The organism is Paenibacillus sp. FSL R10-2199 (assembly GCF_038000235.1).
GTDB lineage: Bacteria > Bacillota > Bacilli > Paenibacillales > Paenibacillaceae > Paenibacillus_AQ > Paenibacillus_AQ phytohabitans.
The window spans coordinates 3,309,128-3,326,697 of record NZ_JBBOBO010000001.1; the positions used below are offsets into that span (position 1 = coordinate 3,309,128).

Below are 17,570 nucleotides of genomic sequence, written 5' to 3' on the forward strand. Positions count from 1 at the left end.
TTTGTACTTATAGCATATTTTAAATGCCCTCCCACACCCTCAACAACAGTCCCCCATCACCATAAACAGGATCACTATCCGGCAGCGGCACTTGGCCGATTTCAGGGAGCGCCGCTGCGAAGTCGTCCGGCGTGGCCCGGCGGGTGTTGTAATCTGCTCCGCCGGGATAAGCGCCGGCGATGCGGAAGTCCTGCGAGGAAGTGAGCCGCTTATGCGCTGTACCGGCAGGCAGCACCAGTACGTCTCCGGCCGACACTTCAACCCTGCAGCCGGCATCGCCGCCCAGCTGCAGGCTGGCGCTGCCGGACATCACACCGAGCACCTCATGCGCATTGCTGTGGTAATGGTGATAGCTGAATACCCCGTTCACCCAGCTGTTCCGCCAGCCGTTGTCATTGAAGATCTGTTCTGCGCTTTCCGGATTCTTCTTAAATGCACCTTTATACAGAACTGCCGGAAGCTCCGGGTTATTCGGCAGCAGCTTGTCGGCCTTGAAGGCGAAGGTTTCTATAGAGACCTCCTGCTTCGGTTTGTCATGATGAGATTCTGGCATCCCTAATCAACTCCTTTTCTTTAGTTGTCATTACCCAAACCATTTAGATTGCACATCATAGAGTACCCGCTTGCCGTTAATTTTCTCCAGAGTCTTGATAATCTGAGGGTCTATCTGACAACAATAGGGTAATTCATGGCATACAGTGTAATATATCTGTTGTAGATGGCATGAGAGGGAGGTCCATTATGATACGTAAAATAGGTACACTGCTGGCTGCCGCGCTGCTGCTGCCCGCACTCATTATCCCGGCGGCGGCTGCCGCTCCGGTACAAGACAAGGCTGCTCCGGTTCAGGTCGCAGCGGCGGCAACACAGAGTCCGGCTACGAACGGACTGGTGCCGCTGACCGGTGCAATCAATGGAAATCTGCCGATTCATATGTCGGTCAAGATTGAGAGCAGCGGGAAGCTGACCGGCAGTTATTATTACGATAAATACAAAAAGACGATCAAGCTCACAGGTAATGTCAGCGGCAAAATAGTCAATATGTATGAATACGATGCCAAAGGCAAAGAAACGGGCCGCTTCGAGGGCTGGTGGATTGCCGGCACCGGCTTTGCCGGGGTATGGAGCAATCCGGACGGTACCCGCCAGCTGCCGGTAGAGGCATTGACGGCAACAGCCGCCAAGAGTGTTAAGGTTCCGGCAGCTGCCGAGTGGAACGGCGAATGGTATATGGCGAGCAAATCGCCTTTCTATGGGGGATATGTAGAATTCAGCAACGTCAAAAGCGATAAGCTGACCTTTTCCATCGATGCGTTCGATGGCGGCCATTCCGGCCAGCTGTATGAAGAGTCAGCCGTGGTCCGCAAACGGATGGCTGTATACAAGGAAGAGGACGGTTCAGTTGTCTTTTTCTACCTGTTGAACGGCCAGTTGTATGTAACCAGCCCTTCGCCAGTATACTCTGCGGGAGCGAATGTAACCTACACCGGCGAATATGCCCGAGGTCCGTACAAAGAGGGCGTCTACACGCTGAAGGATACAGGTGTATTCAAGACAGCGGCGCAAGACAAGGCCTTCCGCACAGTGGTAGGCGATGATTATGATCTGTTCCTGTACAGCATGCAGCTGCTGGATAAGCCGAAGGATCTGGATGGTCTGGGTGCAAGCGTAATCTCAGGCGGCGTGCGCGGACTGTTTACACTGACAGAAGCGATTATTATGTATGACAAACAGGGCCACTATTGGGCAGCGGTACTCGACACGGATGAGGAGAACAGCGTGGAGGAATTCGATATTGCCATTGTGCGGTTCTACACCAACGTGCCGAATACAACTGAGCTGCCGAAGACGATTGCCAAATGGACGGAGGCTTTTCCCGAATACGGGGTTGTCTTCATGAATAATTAATCATGAACAAATAACAGCCGCAGAGTACCGTCATCATACCGGTGCCCTGCGGCTGTTCTGTTATTTGATATTAATCTTAAATACATCTCCTGCCTGACCGCCAAACACAACCATACCGCCTTGCGGCAAGACTGCCGAGGAATCTTGGGTCACCACAGAGAAGTTTACGATCATCCCGTCTGCATCATAGACAGCGAAGCCGCCGCTTGCCGGAGCATTCACAGTCATCGTTTTGCCGGCTGACTTCTCACCGATCTTGAACCATATCCCTTGACCATTAGCGGGTACCGTACTGATTGATGACCGGCCTCCATAGATAGGCTGAACCGCATCTTCGCTGATATAAGCATTGCCATCGATGGTTAAATACTCCGCTTCGTTCTTCGTATAGAAATTCAAGTCAAACGCATCTCTTCCGTTCATGACCGGTATTTCAGCTGCATTGACGGACTTGTGCTCATCCACAATCCGGGTGCCTGAGGCATACCCCTCATCCACAGCGATATTCTTCATTAGGATCGCAGGGGACAGATAAAATAATGAATTGATCTTCTCATCCAAAGCATAGTAATTTTTCCCGTTTCTCTTTTCCCAGGCCTGCTTCGTCACTGGGGTTAGAGGATTGGACTCCAGCTTCTGATATTCGTAGGTTACCATCACCATCTGGCCGGCTCCGGGGAAATCCAACTCGGCATTAAGCTTTAGGTAGGTTATGCCGTTCTTCTGCAGATCGAAGCTTACGGCGGAACGGCCATCGCTGCTCTTGAATTGCCCGTTGCCTGTATAGATATATTTCTGTGCGGGGATCAGTCCGCCTTCCAGGGCAGGCAGGTCAAGCTCCCCGTCCTTAACCGTTATGGCTGTTGTAGCGCCTACTGTGCCGTATAATCCCGAATAGGATTTCAACTCAGCGGGCATGGCCGCTTTTACCGGGGGTTCGAAGGTTGAGTCCGGCAGGAGCTTGTCAATCTTCCCGGTATCCTTCAAGTACTCCAGCAGGATATTCGAGGCGAAAATCGTATTGAAGATCGAACTCCCGCCGGAGGAGAGTACAGCAATCGAAATATCCGATTCGGGTATTGCAGTCAGCGCAGCATGATACATAATGGTATCCCCGCCTTTGGTTAGAGCAGTGATTCCGTAATCGCTGAACGGGGCCAGACTCACAGCATCCCAGCCCAGACCATAGCTGAAGGTGTTTCGTTCATCCGGTACCCAGATTCCATTCTTATATTCAGGCTTCTGCATAGCCTTGACGGAGGCTTCGGATAAAATATCCGTACGGTTTCCGATCAGCACTTCAGCAAACTCGGTCAGTTCTTCTGCCGTGGAATAGACTCCACCGGCACCAATAACGTTGGCGTTCTCAACGGGCAGAGCCTGCTCCAGCCCCGGGAAATAGGTTTTGGCCAGCTGCTGTCTGTCAAACGTATCGAGCGGCGTTTTGGTGGAGCTTAACTGCAGTGGACTGCTCAGGTACCGGTCCAGGAATTCGGAATAGCTTAAACCGCTCACCTGCTCAATCATGAGCTCGAGCAGCTGGAACCCATCGTTGCAATAGACGGAATATTCTCCGGGATCGGATTTCAGATGTTCGGACTCCAGTCTTGACAGTAATTCATCATGATTCTGTGTGTCGTTGTCATCCAGCAGCATGCTGTTGCCATAGTGGCTGCCGTAAAGACCTGACGAATGATTCATTAACATCCGCGGTGTGATGTCCTTATATCTGGCATCGGCCATCTTAAACTGCGGTAAATACGTAGTGAGGGGTTTGTCGATATCAATGGCCTTAGAATCCGCCAGGATCATCGTTGCGGCAGAGACATGCATTTTACTGACCGAGCCAATCCCAAACATCGTATCTTTCGTTACCGGTGCCTGAGTGGCTTTATCGTACACACCGGCACCCCCGGACAGGGTGATAGAGCCTTTATCCCTGATGGCATACTGTAGTCCGCTTACCCCATAATTGGAGATGATCTCTGAAGCCAGCGCGCGGGCCTTTTCTTCCACGGTTGTCCCCTTCTCCTGTGCCGAGGCCTGGGCCATGGGGATCACTAACACCGAAGCCAATACTGCTGCAATCAACTTCTTCATCCTTATTTCCTCCTCCTGTTGCTGCTCGAAATGTAATCCTGGATTCATCATACAAGCAAGAAGGAGGGAGAAGGTCTGAAGTACCCTGAAACGAAAAAAACAATCCCTAAACAATGGTTTTGTCTAAGGATTGACCATGTGAAAGGGGAGGACGGCCATATTGTTAAAGACTTTGTGTCCGGACTCGATGGTCATGTTGCCACCGTACTTATCGCATATTCTGGCTATATTGGTTAAGCCGATGCCATGATACTCCGGGTCCGGCTTCTGGCTGTGCAGGGGGGCGGTCACTTTGTCCATATGATTAAGGATGTGGATGAACAGCGCAGATTCATTCGAATGAATCTGGATGAGCATGTACCGGTCCTCTGCCACCTTAACCTTCTTAGAGGCTTCTATCGCATTATCCAGCATATTGCCAAGAACGACACAAAGGTCATAACGGTCAATATTTACTTCCAGCGAATAGAGCTGAAGCCTGGTATCTATTCTAATTCCGTTGGCCTGTCCAATATTAAGGGTATTCGTGACCAGAGCATCTATAACGAGATGTCCGGTGTTCACCCGCTGATAGGAATCCTCGACTTTATTTAAGGTAACCCTGATATGCTCCAGTGCCGCCGCTGAATCATTTCGTTTAATACACTCTTCAATGTAGAGAAACTGCTGGTGGGTGTCGTGAATAATCCGCTTAATGGATTTGAAGCTGTGCACCGTTTTCTCATAATTCGCATCCTGATAATTCATCTGGTGCTGCAATTGTGCATTCTCATGCATGAATTGAAATTTATCAATAATCGTATCGAAAATATAGACGACCATCACATTCAGGAACAGGAATCCGATGATCGCCATGAAATAATAGATATTTTTCTCACTGGTGACAGTAAGCACATTGATCTGATAAATACTGATCAGGGGGACGATCAAGAAGAAAATATAGTAACGGTAAGGCAAAGAGAAGCTTCTGCGTTTGGAAATGAATCTGATCACCTGAATAACAGCAAACATAATCACACAGCTAAGGATTAATGCCTTCGTAAAGGTCAGCCGGTCCTGCCCGTTACCCGAATCCAGGGTAGTGAAATCTATGGAATCTAGACTTGAGAAAATATAAAGCGAGATAAAACTAACCATCGTCATCAAAACCGCATACAGGATAGAAAAAATGATCTTGGTCTTAATCTCCACATCATAGGATTGCGCCAAACCAAAGATCATCAGCAATGCGACACAAGAGGCTATATAGGAATTCATCGGTATGACTAGATACATGAAACAAAGCAATCCGTAAGTGATGAAGTAAATGATACGGTTAGTCTTCCTGGCAGACTTGTCAAAGACGGAAGTGAAGAAAAAGTTGGTTTGAAAGCACATCACCAGCAGCACACAGAGGACGATCGGCAGGTTATATAGAATCATACGAATTACCCTTCATGATCATAAATTTGGTGTAGTAATCTTTAACCTCTTTGATCTTGGACCGGCCTATAGGAAGCTCCATCCCATTCGACATGAGAACGGAGCCGCTGGCGAACTTCTTCACATGCAGCAGGTTGATAATAATCGAACGGTGGATGTGCAGGAAGTGACTGTCTTTTAGAGCTGCAGCATAATCTGCAATAATGCCCTTGCTCTCATAGATTTGGGCTTTGGTGATCACATGCAGCTTGCTTTTTATCGTTAGGCTTTTGGCAACCTCAATCGCAATAATATCATCATATCTTAATACAACTTCATCATAACCGGATTTAATGACCATGAATTTCTTATCTTGGGCCTGAAAATATTGGCATAGCTTGGTGATCTTCTCTTCCAGGAGGAGAGGCGCTACCGGTTTGATTAAATACTGGAATGTGATGACATCGAAGCTCTCCACCATATATTGAGGGTAGCTGGTAAGGAAAATAATCTGTTCATCAAAGTGCTTCAGCTCGCGGATTCTCCGTGCCGTCTGAATCCCATTCATTCCGCCCATCTCCACGTCAAGAATTAGAATATGGAAGGGCACTTCGCCACGCTCATAATGAGCGGCCAGCTGCTCTCCCGAGTAGAATAACTCCATCTCGAATTCTATATTTGTCTTGATGGATAAGCCTATCAGAGTTCTCTTAACAAGCTCCCGCTGCTTCTCCTCATCATCGCATATTGCAACTCTATACATGAATGCTACCCCTTTCGTTCCGGCGCAATGACCTATAAATAGATTCACAACAGTATATAGCATTTTTAATGAGAACAAACAACTATGGGGATCAAATGCAAATTGGAATCCTTGGAATGCAGTCGGACCGGGGGCTCTGGGGGGAGGGATTGCAGGTTTTGGGTAATAACTATTATCCAGATAGAGGAGGTATACAATGAACAAACAATTATTTACGGCAGCTGCCACTATTATTCTATCCGCCTCAATTTTAGGCGCATGCAGCAACAATGAAGTTGCAAATGAGACAGAGCCAACAGCAACAAGTATAGCGACTACGCCAGTTATTGAAGCTACAGCCACTCCAGTACCTTCGGCCACTCCCTCCGCCACGGAGGCACCAGCGTCCGCAGCTCCTGACCCTACTGATCCTCAGACCTCTGAACGGCCAGAGACCCGGGAATTTGGTGAACAGGAGGGTGGGGTTAGCGGGCAAACGGCTACACTGGAGCAAGGTGATGGATACTCCCTTTATATCACTGGGGATTTCACATTGAATGCACAGACTAACCGTTTATCACTTACCGAGGACCCGGCCTACTATGCGGAAATTGAAAGTTTGGCTTCTGAATACGATCTCACTGCGCTGAAGCAACAAGGTGAAACTGAGCTTTCCGCTACAGGCAGTGCTAAAGATTATAGCGGGGAATTGGTTGAACATCCGCTCGGGTTTGCAGAATTGTATTTGCAGGCTACTGGTGATAAAGGAGTAGTAGATTATATGGTATGGAAGAATCAGGCAGGGGAAGCCTTTCTTTTCCGGATACACAATCCTAAAGGCGCATTGTCCAATAAGTTTTCTCCCTGGGTAATGGTTTCCCTGGCGACACTTGAAAGAAATTAAAAGGTTGCCCGGATAGGCAGGGTGTCTTCCATGAGGAAGAATCCGAAGGGCTTGCAGGCAAAGTCCTAGGTCAGGATGGATGGAATAGAAGGTGCAGATAACTGAGAGAAGTCTCGTAGTCTCCTTGAGGTAAACGCGGTAAGCTCAAACAGCCCACACCTTGACACCAAGATGAGGGCTGTTTGAGCTTACATTAATAACGACCACCAAACGCATTTGGACTAACAGCATCAATACGGGCAAAATCATCAGACGTAAGATGAATATCAAGTGCCTTGATATTATCCTCCAAATATTTACGGCGTTTCGTACCAGGAATCGGCAATGTGCCTCTTTCTACTGTCCATGCAATTGCTAGTTGAGGTACCGTACAGTTCTTTTCTTTGGCGATTTCCGCTAGTTTATCAACGATTTTAATATTCTTTTGGAAGTTCTCACCTTTGTAACGTGTAAAAAGATTGCGCATATCATCAGCTTGGAAGTTCTCATTCATATGACGTTCCCCCGTAATAAAGCCTCTGCTTAGAGGACTGTAAGCTACAAGGGTGATTCCTAATTCTTTTACGGTAGGTAGAGCTTCTTCTTCAATTTCCCGGCTCCAAATGGAGTATTCCGATTGGACTGCGGAAATAGGGTGTACTTCATGCGCTTTACGAAGTGTAGATGCACTAATAACTGATCCATTTAGGCCATTAGAAAGACCAAGATAACGTACTTTACCTGCTTTAACTAGTTCAGCCATAGCACCAACTGTCTCCTCAATTGGAACATTAGGATCTACCGCATGTTGATAATACAGGTCGATATAATCGAGACCAAGACGTCGAAGGCTTTCGTCAATAGCTTTCTTTACATAGTCCGGGTGTCCTCCGATGAATTCCCAATTTGAACCATACGAGAACTTGGTAGCGACAATTGCCTGTTCTCTTCGTCCCTTCAACGCTTTTCCTAATAGCTCCTCATTATGGCCGTTGCCATATGTATCCGCAGTATCAAGCAAGGTTACCCCGAGATCAAGCGCCCGATGAATGGTTTTAATGGACTCCTCATCATCAATGGTGCCATACATGCCGGGGGACATGCCCATCATACCCAATCCAATAGAAGAAACGGCAATATCGCTGTGACCGAGCTTTTGCGTTTTCATATTAGTTACCTCGCTTTTTATATGTTTTAGCTTCGAGTTACATCTTAGCATAAAGGAATTTACAAAGTAAACACTTTTAATCATTTTTGTATAATATGAAAATAATGTTTGTGACGAAAGCGGAATTCCGGTTATAATAAAGGTAAGGGGGGCTTTATGTGAATAGCCAGATATCAGATAAAAAAAACGAAACACGAGTTAAGCTTATGAATAAGCTGCTTCCTTATTTACGAAAAAATGGCCTTCAGTCCGTTCGGATGGACGAAATTTCTAGAGTAATGGAGATAAGCCGAGTAACTTTATATAAGTATTTCTCAACCAAGGAAGAAATTGTCGAGTTCATCGTAGATGGTTTTATTGAATACATGAAGGAATTGACCCACAATCCTTTGGATTCGGTTCAAAGTTTCGGCACTCGCTTTTTGCAGATATTTGAACAAACCATATCTCTAGTCGTTTATTTCTCGGATATTATCCTTCAGGACCTCGAAACCAGTTACCCTGATTTATTTGATCGCTTTAATGAAGCTATGAGGGAGCGAGAAGAGAAGATACTGGCTTTCTTTGAGGAAGGTAAACAAAAAGGGGTTTTCAATCAACTTAACGGCAGGCTATTAATAAAGCAGGATGAAATTCTAAGAGGGATGTTCGATGTTAAATATCTGATGACCAATCAATTCACGGTTCAACAAGTTTTATATGATTATTTTCAATTAAAGAGGATTCAGTTGTTTAAGCCCGAAAAGCTGACAGCAATTGATGATGAAGTGTTGATGCCGAAAATAGAACATTTAACTCAAAAAGTGACCAAAAACCTTTTTTAACATTTACTAAATCCTCTTCTCAAAAAAAATTGCTTGTGTGATCCCCGCGGAGTACTCCGCGGGTTTTCTTGTTTAATGGATCACACAGTAAGCTTTGTATTCGTCATTTTCGCTTTAAAATGTTGCAAAAAGCAACGATATTTTATTTAAACTTTATATAACCAATTAAATGTTGAATTATTGCAACGATATGCTATACTAAATTCGAATACGATGTATCAAGATATCCAGAGGAGAAGATATGATGGAACAGTATTTCTTTCAAACGGCCCGCAGCATTATCGCGGGCTGCGGCTCCTTGGAGCGGATTGGGGAGCATCTGCAAAGACTGGGATCTCTGAAATCGGTACTGCTTGTATCCCAGCCCTTTCTTCAAAGCAGCGGCACGCTGGATGAAGTTACAAACCGCCTGAAGAGCGGCGGAATCGACGTGCACTGGAATACCGATGTTCAGCCAGAACCGACCATCGCCCAATTGGAAGCGCTCTCCGGCGCAATAGCCGAAGTTCCCTGCGATGCGATTATAGGTATCGGCGGAGGCAGTGTGCTGGATGTTGTCAAACTTCTATCTGTCATGAAAACCAACAGCCTCTCTGTCCGTGACATGCTGGGGACGGATCTGATCCCGAATCCGGGCATTCCGACGGTCCTGATTCCCACCACCTCGGGCACAGGCTCGGAAGTGACACCCAACGCTATTGTGACTTTACCGGAGGAGGAGCTGAAGATCGGTGTTGTCAGCCGGTATCTGCTCCCGGCATTAGTCATTCTGGACCCGCTGTTGACGCTTGGTTTACCTCGTGATATTACAGCCGCGACAGGAATGGATGCCTATACTCATGCGCTTGAATCATTTATTTCCAACAAGGCCAACCGGTTCAGCGATATGTTCGCACTTGAATCCATCCGCAGCATTTCTGCCAGTATCCTGCAGGCCTATCACCACGGAGACGACAGAAAAGCGCGGGAGGATATGCTGATCGGTTCCATGTACGGCGGAATGGCATTGACCTGCGCCGGAACGGCAGCTGTACATGCCTTGGCTTATCCGATTGGCGGGAAATTTCATGTGCCTCACGGAGTAGCCAATTCCATGCTTTTGCCGCATGTAATGGAATTTAATTTCGATGCGATTGTGGAACGGCTGGCTCTTGTAGCCGGAGCGATGGGGCTTCAGACCGGAGAGGGAAAACAGCGGGATGCGGAGCAGGTGATCGGGCAAATCCGGCTGTGGACGCAGGAGATGAGCATTCCTCAGGATTTGACACTCTTCGGAGCTGCGCGCGGCGATATTCCCGGGCTTTCACTCGCGGCCTCGCAGGTTACCCGGCTGATGGCTAACAACCCGAAGGTGATGACGCTGGATGACATCGGTGCGGTATACGGCAAGCTGTTTCACTAAGAAATGGTTTGATGCTGCTTAATGAATGGCGGCTGGGTTATAATGGCATTAAAAAAACAAGGATGAATAGCTGCATGAAAATTAAAGTAATTGTCATTGCTCCTTACCCGGGGTTATCTGAATTAACGTTAAGCTTACAGAATGAGCTGCAGGAGTTTGAGATTGTAGTGGAGCATGGAGATCTGTCGAGGGTGCTGCCGCTGATCGGCCGCATTCACTCGGAAGGCTACGATATCATTATCAGCAGAGGCGGGACGGCAAAGCTGCTGCAAAAGCATTCCTATCTGCCCGTTGTGGAAATTCCCGTTTCCGGATTCGACATATTACGGATCCTGACGCTGGTACAGGGATACAATGCCAAATGTGAAATGATCGGATTTCCCAATATCATCGAAGGCTTTATGTCCGTGTCCAGCTTGATGGAGGTTGATATTTCATACACGGTTATCCATCAGGAGCAGGAAGTCAGTGCTGCCCTGGCAGACGCCAAGGCGAGAGGCATCCAGGTTATCATTGGCGACAGCATTACGGTCAAGATCGCGGCCGAAAGCGGTCTGCAGGGCGTGTTAATTACCTCCGGCAGGGAGTCATTAATGGAAGCGTTCTCGCGGGCCGGACAGCTCTATAAATCAGCCCGGAAGCTGAAGGTCAAGAATGAAATGTACGAAGCTATGCTCGGTAAGCTGGAGGACGGATATGCGGCGGTAGATCAAGGCGGCAAGCTGGAGTTCGCCAACCCTTCGTTCAAACAGCTTCTGCGACTTCCTGAAACAGCAGATACGCTGTATACCATGTATCCCGGTCTGCGGGAAATGCTCAGGGACGCCGGCCGGGGGGCAGACTTTGACACGGTGACATCCGTTTATGAACCGGAGCAGGGCTTGTACCTACAGGCGCAAATGCTGCCTGCCGCGGATGAACGCCTGCTGTATATGCTGCATTCATCCGGGGAAGAACCGGAACGCAGCGGTCTTGCGGCCAGTTACCTTCTGACGGCAGCCCCTTTTTTCTCCCACCGGGAAGACGGCGGGCTGGAGACGGACTTTCAGGCTTATCCAGCAGCTGTATATGGCGAAAAGGGCAGCGGGCGCAAGCGGTACGTTATCAACGCCGCCCTCTCCGAATCAAGGGACGGCATTCTGTACCTCAATATCCGGAGATCATCGGAAGAGGTGCTGAAGGCCATGATGGAGCTGATGCTGTACGGCGGCGGGCGCGTTACTGCCATAGAAGGAGCGGAATTGCTCTCTGCCAAGCAGCAGAGAGAGCTGGCTGAGTTCATTATCAAGCGTAAGATGAAGACGGTATTTCTGTTCGACAGGGATCCGGAGGTGCTCGCTGCTGAGGACCGGCTGGCCGGCAAGCTGCTGCGCAGCTTACAGGACCGGAGAATCCCGCTTCCGGCCCTGCAGGATACGCCGTGGCTGGAACGCAGCATCCGCGCCTGCCTGATCTGGACGAATGAACGCCAGGGCAAGCAGATTGCCGGTATCCGGAGCGAGGTCATGGAGGCGCTTCTCGCGCATCCGTGGCAGGGTAATTTTACCGAATTGCGCACGGTGATGGATCTCTTTGTAGCGGCATCAGCGGGACCGTTCATTGAACCAGAGGCGCTGGTGCTGCTGGAGGAAGGAAGCCGGAAGGCACGCAGCGGACTTACCCCGGTGCCCGGCAGGGAAGAACTGAACCTGTATCAGCCGCTGGAGGACATTGAACGGGATATCATCCAGACGGTTCTGGAGCAGGAGAATATGAACCAGTCGCTGGCCGCCAAGCGGCTTGGCATCAACCGCTCAACGCTGTGGCGCAAATTAAAAGAGGATTGACAGGGCGGCTGCTCCCTGGAGCAGCGTTCTGCTGTATATGTGTAATTGCTGTTGTATGGAGGGGGTTAGGAAATGAACATCGCCGTCATCGCGGATGACTTGACCGGGGCGAATGATACAGGGGTGCAAATGGCCCGTCAGGGCCTGTCCACTTCTGTACTCCTGGAGCTTAAGACGGGCGGCGGGAAACAGGAGGCGGTTGTGTTTGATACCGACAGCCGCTCTCTTCCTCCGCAGGAGGCTTATCAGAGAGTCAAGGATGTATGTCTGTTTCTGGGGCGCGGCGGAGAAGCTACCTCTCCTGTCATCTATAAGAAGTTTGATTCTACGCTGCGCGGAAATATCGGCAGTGAGCTGGACGCGGTTTATGAGACGCTGCAGCCTGATTTCATTGTTATTGCCCCGGCTTTCCCGAAGGTGGGACGCACGCTGACAGAAGGAGTTGTGTATGTGAACGGGATGCCGCTGCACGAGACGGAGATGGCCCATGATCCCAAGCATCCGGCCACGGAATCTGCTTTCTCTGCCATTCTTGAGCGGCAAAGCCGTTATCCGGCCGCCCTTATTCCGCTGGAACTGCTGAGAGGCGGGCGGGCTGCGCTGGATAAGCGGATTGCCGGCTGCCTCCAGTCAGGCATTCCTTACCTTGTGTTCGATGCGGAGCAGGAAGAGGATCTGGCCTTGATCGCTTCCTTGTTCCCCGGAGGACCGGGATGTCCGAAAGTGGTATGGGCCGGTTCAGCGGGTTTGGCCGGCGCCTTGACAACGCAGATTCTCTGCAGCATCAGGGAAGCCCCGAAGCAAGCGGGAGCTGGTGCTATACTGGAGAGGCCGGACAAAAGACAGGCAACACACTGGGAAAATACCTTGTATTCAGATCCGAAATGTGTGCTTATTGTGGTGGGCAGCGTCAATCCGTGGTCGCGCCGACAGCTGACCGAGCTGGTCAAAGAAGACGGTGTCTCTGCTCTCGTGGTTGAATCGGATAAGCTGCTCTTCCCGGGAACATGCGCTGTGGAATTGAACCGGGTCCGTGAGCTTGCAACCGGTATCATCTCCCGGGAGGGAAGGCATGTGGCGCTCTATACGCCGGGCGATCCGGAAGAGGTCGACCGTGTCAATGAGCTTGGGCGCACCGGTGGCCTGAGTGCTACGGAAGTGGGCGAGCGCATCAGTGCGGCGCTTGGCCGGGTGGCTGCTGAGATTATCGCCGAGTGCGGTATCCGCCATATGGTACTGACCGGAGGCGATACCGCGAAGCAGGTCTGCCACCATTTAAGCGACGTGGAGATCAAGCTCATTAATGAGGTGGAGAACGGAGTCCCGCTTGGGCGGACGCCGGGTGAATCGGGCAGATATATTATTACGAAAGCGGGGGCTTTCGGAAGCGATCAGGTACTGGTACGCTCCGTGAAGGCTCTGCAGAGAGAGGTGTGACATGATGAAGCCGATTATTGCCATTACTATGGGGGACGCGGCCGGTATTGGTCCTGAGATTATTGTGAAGGCGTTATCGCATCCAGATATTTATGAGGTGTGCCGCCCGCTCGTTGTCGGTGACACCGAAACACTGGAGAGGGCGGCTGCCGTCTCCAGCCGGGATGCAATGAAGATTCGCCCGATAGAAGGAGCCGCTGAGGCGCTTTTCCAGCATGGGATTATTGATTGCATCAGCCTGAAGCTTCTGCCGGATGCCGTTCCTTTCGGGCAATTGTCCGCAGCGGCGGGAAATGCCGCCTTCCATTATATTGCCAAGGCTGTTGAGCTGGCGAAGTCCGGTGAAGTCCAGGCCATTTGTACCGCCCCGCTGAATAAGGAGGCGCTGCATAAGGGAGGGCATCTCTATCCCGGACATACCGAAATTCTGGCCAAGCTGACAGAGACGGAGGATTTCTCGATGATGCTGTCCACCGGCCGCCTCAAGGTTATTCACCTGACGACCCATGTCGGGCTGATCAAGGCTGTGGAGTTGATTACGCCGGAACGGACGTATAAGGTGCTGAAGCTCGCGGATCAGGTGCTGCGGGCAGCAGGGAATAATAACCCGCGGATTGCCCTGTGCGGCATCAATCCCCATGCAGGGGAGAACGGCTTGTTCGGAAACGGAGAGGAAGAAGAGAAGCTGCTTCCGGCCGTAGAGAAAGCACGGATGGAAGGAATGGATGTATATGGTCCTGCTCCGGCGGACACCCTTTTTTACAGGGCCATGCGGGGAGACTTTGATATTGTTGTCGCCTGCTACCACGATCAGGGACATGCGCCCATTAAGGTGCTGGGCATAGAGGACGGCGTTAATATTACCGTTGGTTTGAAGGGCGGGATTATCCGTACCTCTGTTGATCACGGCACAGCGTTTGATATTGCGGGAAAAGGCATTGCGGATGAGAAAAGCATGCTGGAGGCGATCCGTTCGGCTGTTGAACTGGCCCCGAAGCAGACGGTTTAAGCGTCAACATACCGGGAAGGTTTGCGCTTGAAATAGATCTGAATGAATCTGAATGAATAACAGGAAGGGACTGGGAACCATGCTGGAAGTGAAGGGAATTATACCTGCGATGGTCACTCCGCTGGATCAGCGGGAGGAGATTGACGAGAAGGCACTGCGGAAGATGGTGAACCGTTACATTGATGCCGGAGTGCACGGGCTGTTTTGCCTGGGGACCAACGGCGAATTCTTTAATCTTTCTTTTGAAGAAAAGCTGGAGGTAGCGCAAATCGTCATTGATGAGGCCCGCGGCCGTGTGCCCGTATATGCAGGTGCAGGCTGTTCCGGAACACGCGAGACCAGCCGTCTGGCGCAAAGACTGGAGCAGGCGGGAGCGGACGCACTTTCCGTGATTACCCCTTATTTTCTTACCTATACGCAGGCTGAGCTGCAATACCATTTTGAAGCCGTAGCAGGGGATACATCGCTGCCCCTTGTGCTGTATACGATTCCGGTCCGTACAGGCAATACCCTCAGTGTGCAGACTGTGGCCAAGCTTGCGGAATTGCCGAATGTGGTTGGCATCAAGGACAGCAGCGGCAGCTTCGATAACATTCTGCAGCTGATCGACCGCACACCTGAATCCTTCTCCGTCCTTGCCGGAACGGATTCGCTGATTTTGTCCACGCTGATGGCGGGCGGCACAGGGGCTATTGCAGCAACGGCCAATATTTTCCCGGCAACAGTGGTGGCCATTTATGAGCATTGGCGCCGCGGTGAATATGAGCAGGCAGAGCAGGCGCAGCGTGTCCTCCGCGGTTTGCGGGCAGCCTTTGCGCTGGGTACCCTGCCTTCCGTGCTGAAAGCTGTGCTTGATGAAATCGGCTTGCCGGCTGGTCCGGCCCGGCGGCCGGTAGCTCCGCTCACCCCCCAGGCCTTGGAGGAAGTGCGCCGTATGGTGGCCGATTATACAGCGAGAGGGTTATTGTAATTTTTCGGCCTATTGTATTGCAAATTGCAACTACTATTAAAAATCAGTAGCACAAAAAAGGTTTTGTGCGCAATTTTCCATGAGGTATAGCTATTTTTGCATTAATTTTATACTTGGGTCATGAGATACTACTTCTGAAGACACTCTTAGTATTTCAAATTACACTTCGAGGGGGAACTAATAATGAGAAAAAAGAAAGCGTTTTATTTAGTCTTTGCCGCTCTGCTTGCTTCAGGGTCTGTGCTGGCCGGCTGCTCACAAAATACAAAAACGAATACCTCTAACAACGGCAACAGCGGGGCGGAAGGAAGCAGCAGCTTTTCTTATTTGATGCATGATAAATTTATCAACTGGCTGAAGGAAGACAAGTGGTATCCGCATGTGGAAACGGCAACAGGCACGACCGTTGAATTTGTTCCCGGCGGCTCTAACGATGATGAGTACTACGCTTCCGTGGACCAGAAAATTATTAGCCGTACCTTCCCTGATTCAGGTATTGTTTCCGTTTCACAGGCTACCGTATACGGTGCCCAAGGCGCGTTTGTCGACCTGGCTCCTTATATTGAAGAGTTCGGGCCTAATATCAAGAGCTATATCGAGAAGAACCCCAGTTACAAAACGTTGATTACCGATAAGGACGGACAAATATTCGGACTGGTTGCCGAAGCTCCGCGTTTTGCAGACTTCATCTTCTACCGCGCCGATCATTTCGAGAAGGCCGGCATTACCGAGGCTCCGCAGACGATTGATGAGCTGACCGATGCGATGCGCAAATTGAAAGCGTATTACGGCAAGGAGGATAAGAATTACTATCCGATGGTCGGCCGTGAAGGCTATATCCGCTTCCAGAGCGCGTTCAATGCAGCCGCGAATTACGATGACGGCATATCCAGAGGGGTGTACGGCAACGGCAAAACAGGCACTGACCTGTATTCCGACGGATACAAGAAAATGGTGGAGTGGTATAAAACACTTTACAGCGAAGGCTTGATCGACCCTGAATGGGTGGCAGGCTCCGGCACGGAGGAAAGCTGGGAATCCAAAATGCTGACAGGACAAGGCTCCATCAGCTATGACTACCTGACCCGTCCATCCTGGTTCATGGATAATGGAGGACCGGACAACGATCCGGACTACAAGATTGCCATCCTGCCTTATCTGAAGGACCTGAACGGAAATCCTTCTGTACAGACAACGGAAACCCAATACAACACCCTAAGAGCGATGGTTATTAACGCAGACAGTAAAGACAAAGCAGAGACGATTATCAAATTCCTGGACTATCTCTATTCTGATGAAGGCCAGACGCTGGTTTCATGGGGCGTTGAAGGGGAAAGCTATAAAGATGAGGGCGGAAATAAGCAGTACACGGTGGACTTCACGGAGCAGGAAGCAACGCCGGCCGGTGAGCCGCGGTGGTCTTTCCTTAACGACCGTCTCACCTTCGTCAAGCCGATTGACAACGACGCGTTCTACTCCTGGAATACCGAGCTTGTACGCAATGCTGCACTGGAGCTGTTCACAGACGAAAGTCTGAAAACCGGTGTACAGGTGACATACTCTGCTGATCAGGCTAAACAACTGGCTGATCTTTCCGCCAAGGTCAATGAGGCGGTTACCGCAGGGGTGACGGAATTCGTCAACGGCAAACGCCCAATGAGTGAATGGGACGCCTTCCTCGGTGAAATGGAAACAGCAGGGTATAAGAAGATTGTTGCCATCCAGCAAGAAGCTTACGACGCCATGTACAAGTAAACAATAGCACCGGCCGCGCCTTCCCCCCGGAAGGCGCGGCACCTAAATACAGGGTACAAATTCAGATCAAATGGGTGGTGGAGAAAGTGATAACAAGTGACAGAATGACGCCTCTTCCCCGAAAAACGGGGATGCGCCGTTTTCT

14 protein-coding genes are annotated in these 17,570 nt (G+C 50.0%); 9 read left to right on the forward strand and 5 right to left on the reverse strand.

Features of this window, described 5'->3' with window-relative positions:
* Positions 1–19: 19 nt before the first annotated feature.
* Positions 20–553: a cupin domain-containing protein gene (locus NYE33_RS14335; RefSeq protein ID WP_340943571.1), complete on the reverse strand. Its 534-nt coding sequence runs from the start codon at positions 551–553 to the stop codon at positions 20–22.
* A gap of 188 nt (positions 554–741) precedes the next feature.
* Here NYE33_RS14335 and NYE33_RS14340 point away from each other — a divergent pair, with 188 nt between their 5' ends.
* Positions 742–1,908 carry a hypothetical protein gene (locus tag NYE33_RS14340; protein ID WP_341066236.1) on the forward strand — a complete coding sequence of 389 codons (1,167 nt, stop codon included), beginning with the start codon at positions 742–744 and terminating at the stop codon, positions 1,906–1,908.
* Between the two features lie 60 nt (positions 1,909–1,968).
* Here the strand turns inward: NYE33_RS14340 and NYE33_RS14345 are convergent, their stop codons facing one another.
* The 3 genes from NYE33_RS14345 to NYE33_RS14355 form a co-directional block, all read right to left on the reverse strand.
* The gene (locus tag NYE33_RS14345; protein WP_341066237.1) at positions 1,969–4,008 is read right to left on the reverse strand and encodes a serine hydrolase domain-containing protein; all 2,040 of its coding nucleotides are present in this window, start codon (positions 4,006–4,008) and stop codon (positions 1,969–1,971) included.
* 123 nt (positions 4,009–4,131) lie between these two features.
* A complete protein-coding gene (locus NYE33_RS14350) occupies positions 4,132–5,430 on the reverse strand; it encodes an ATP-binding protein (protein ID WP_341066239.1) in 1,299 nt (432 codons plus the stop codon).
* Entirely contained in the window at positions 5,417–6,172 is a 756-nt protein-coding gene (locus NYE33_RS14355) for a LytR/AlgR family response regulator transcription factor (RefSeq protein ID WP_341066241.1), read from the reverse strand. The genes NYE33_RS14350 and NYE33_RS14355 overlap by 14 nt, the downstream gene beginning before the upstream one ends.
* 196 nt (positions 6,173–6,368) lie before the next feature.
* Here NYE33_RS14355 and NYE33_RS14360 point away from each other — a divergent pair, with 196 nt between their 5' ends.
* Positions 6,369–7,055 carry a hypothetical protein gene (locus NYE33_RS14360; RefSeq protein ID WP_076243768.1) on the forward strand — a complete coding sequence of 229 codons (687 nt, stop codon included), beginning with the start codon at positions 6,369–6,371 and terminating at the stop codon, positions 7,053–7,055.
* A gap of 193 nt (positions 7,056–7,248) precedes the next feature.
* Here NYE33_RS14360 and NYE33_RS14365 read toward each other — a convergent pair whose 3' ends face one another.
* Positions 7,249–8,202 carry an aldo/keto reductase gene (locus NYE33_RS14365; RefSeq protein ID WP_341066243.1) on the reverse strand — a complete coding sequence of 318 codons (954 nt, stop codon included), beginning with the start codon at positions 8,200–8,202 and terminating at the stop codon, positions 7,249–7,251.
* A gap of 158 nt (positions 8,203–8,360) precedes the next feature.
* On the opposite strand from NYE33_RS14365, the gene NYE33_RS14370 reads away from it, so the two are divergent.
* The 7 genes from NYE33_RS14370 (at position 8,361) to NYE33_RS14400 (ending at position 17,425) form a co-directional block, all read left to right on the forward strand.
* Positions 8,361–9,026 (forward strand): TetR/AcrR family transcriptional regulator, encoded by a 666-nt coding sequence (locus tag NYE33_RS14370; protein WP_042139044.1) that lies wholly within the window; start codon positions 8,361–8,363, stop codon positions 9,024–9,026.
* 241 nt (positions 9,027–9,267) lie between these two features.
* Entirely contained in the window at positions 9,268–10,428 is a 1,161-nt protein-coding gene (locus NYE33_RS14375) for an iron-containing alcohol dehydrogenase (RefSeq protein ID WP_341066244.1), read from the forward strand.
* Between the two features lie 74 nt (positions 10,429–10,502).
* Positions 10,503–12,254: a PrpR N-terminal domain-containing protein gene (locus NYE33_RS14380; protein ID WP_341066246.1), complete on the forward strand. Its 1,752-nt coding sequence runs from the start codon at positions 10,503–10,505 to the stop codon at positions 12,252–12,254.
* 72 nt (positions 12,255–12,326) lie between these two features.
* On the forward strand, positions 12,327–13,691 hold the full coding sequence (locus NYE33_RS14385) for a four-carbon acid sugar kinase family protein (RefSeq protein WP_042139041.1): 1,365 nt from the start codon (positions 12,327–12,329) through the stop codon (positions 13,689–13,691).
* A gap of 4 nt (positions 13,692–13,695) precedes the next feature.
* Positions 13,696–14,700 carry a 4-hydroxythreonine-4-phosphate dehydrogenase PdxA gene (gene pdxA / locus NYE33_RS14390; RefSeq protein WP_042141465.1) on the forward strand — a complete coding sequence of 335 codons (1,005 nt, stop codon included), beginning with the start codon at positions 13,696–13,698 and terminating at the stop codon, positions 14,698–14,700.
* 52 nt (positions 14,701–14,752) lie between these two features.
* Positions 14,753–15,670 carry a 4-hydroxy-tetrahydrodipicolinate synthase gene (gene dapA / locus NYE33_RS14395; protein ID WP_341066248.1) on the forward strand — a complete coding sequence of 306 codons (918 nt, stop codon included), beginning with the start codon at positions 14,753–14,755 and terminating at the stop codon, positions 15,668–15,670.
* 183 nt (positions 15,671–15,853) lie between these two features.
* Positions 15,854–17,425: an extracellular solute-binding protein gene (locus tag NYE33_RS14400; protein ID WP_341066250.1), complete on the forward strand. Its 1,572-nt coding sequence runs from the start codon at positions 15,854–15,856 to the stop codon at positions 17,423–17,425.
* The last annotated feature ends 145 nt before the right edge of the window (positions 17,426–17,570 follow it).

What these genes read in the sequence shown, in the direction of transcription:
- NYE33_RS14340 (WP_341066236.1), top strand. Translation starts at nt 742, where the DNA reads ATGATACGTAAAATAGGTACACTGCTGGCTGCCGCGCTGCTGCTGCCC.
- NYE33_RS14365 (WP_341066243.1), bottom strand. Translation starts at nt 8,202, where the DNA reads ATGAAAACGCAAAAGCTCGGTCACAGCGATATTGCCGTTTCTTCTATT.
- NYE33_RS14380 (WP_341066246.1), top strand. Translation starts at nt 10,503, where the DNA reads ATGAAAATTAAAGTAATTGTCATTGCTCCTTACCCGGGGTTATCTGAA.
- NYE33_RS14375 (WP_341066244.1), top strand. Translation starts at nt 9,268, where the DNA reads ATGATGGAACAGTATTTCTTTCAAACGGCCCGCAGCATTATCGCGGGC.
- dapA (WP_341066248.1), top strand. Translation starts at nt 14,753, where the DNA reads ATGAATAACAGGAAGGGACTGGGAACCATGCTGGAAGTGAAGGGAATT.
- NYE33_RS14360 (WP_076243768.1), top strand. Translation starts at nt 6,369, where the DNA reads ATGAACAAACAATTATTTACGGCAGCTGCCACTATTATTCTATCCGCC.
- NYE33_RS14355 (WP_341066241.1), bottom strand. Translation starts at nt 6,172, where the DNA reads ATGTATAGAGTTGCAATATGCGATGATGAGGAGAAGCAGCGGGAGCTT.
- NYE33_RS14350 (WP_341066239.1), bottom strand. Translation starts at nt 5,430, where the DNA reads ATGATTCTATATAACCTGCCGATCGTCCTCTGTGTGCTGCTGGTGATG.
- pdxA (WP_042141465.1), top strand. Translation starts at nt 13,696, where the DNA reads ATGAAGCCGATTATTGCCATTACTATGGGGGACGCGGCCGGTATTGGT.
- NYE33_RS14345 (WP_341066237.1), bottom strand. Translation starts at nt 4,008, where the DNA reads ATGAAGAAGTTGATTGCAGCAGTATTGGCTTCGGTGTTAGTGATCCCC.
- NYE33_RS14385 (WP_042139041.1), top strand. Translation starts at nt 12,327, where the DNA reads ATGAACATCGCCGTCATCGCGGATGACTTGACCGGGGCGAATGATACA.
- NYE33_RS14400 (WP_341066250.1), top strand. Translation starts at nt 15,854, where the DNA reads ATGAGAAAAAAGAAAGCGTTTTATTTAGTCTTTGCCGCTCTGCTTGCT.
- NYE33_RS14335 (WP_340943571.1), bottom strand. Translation starts at nt 553, where the DNA reads ATGCCAGAATCTCATCATGACAAACCGAAGCAGGAGGTCTCTATAGAA.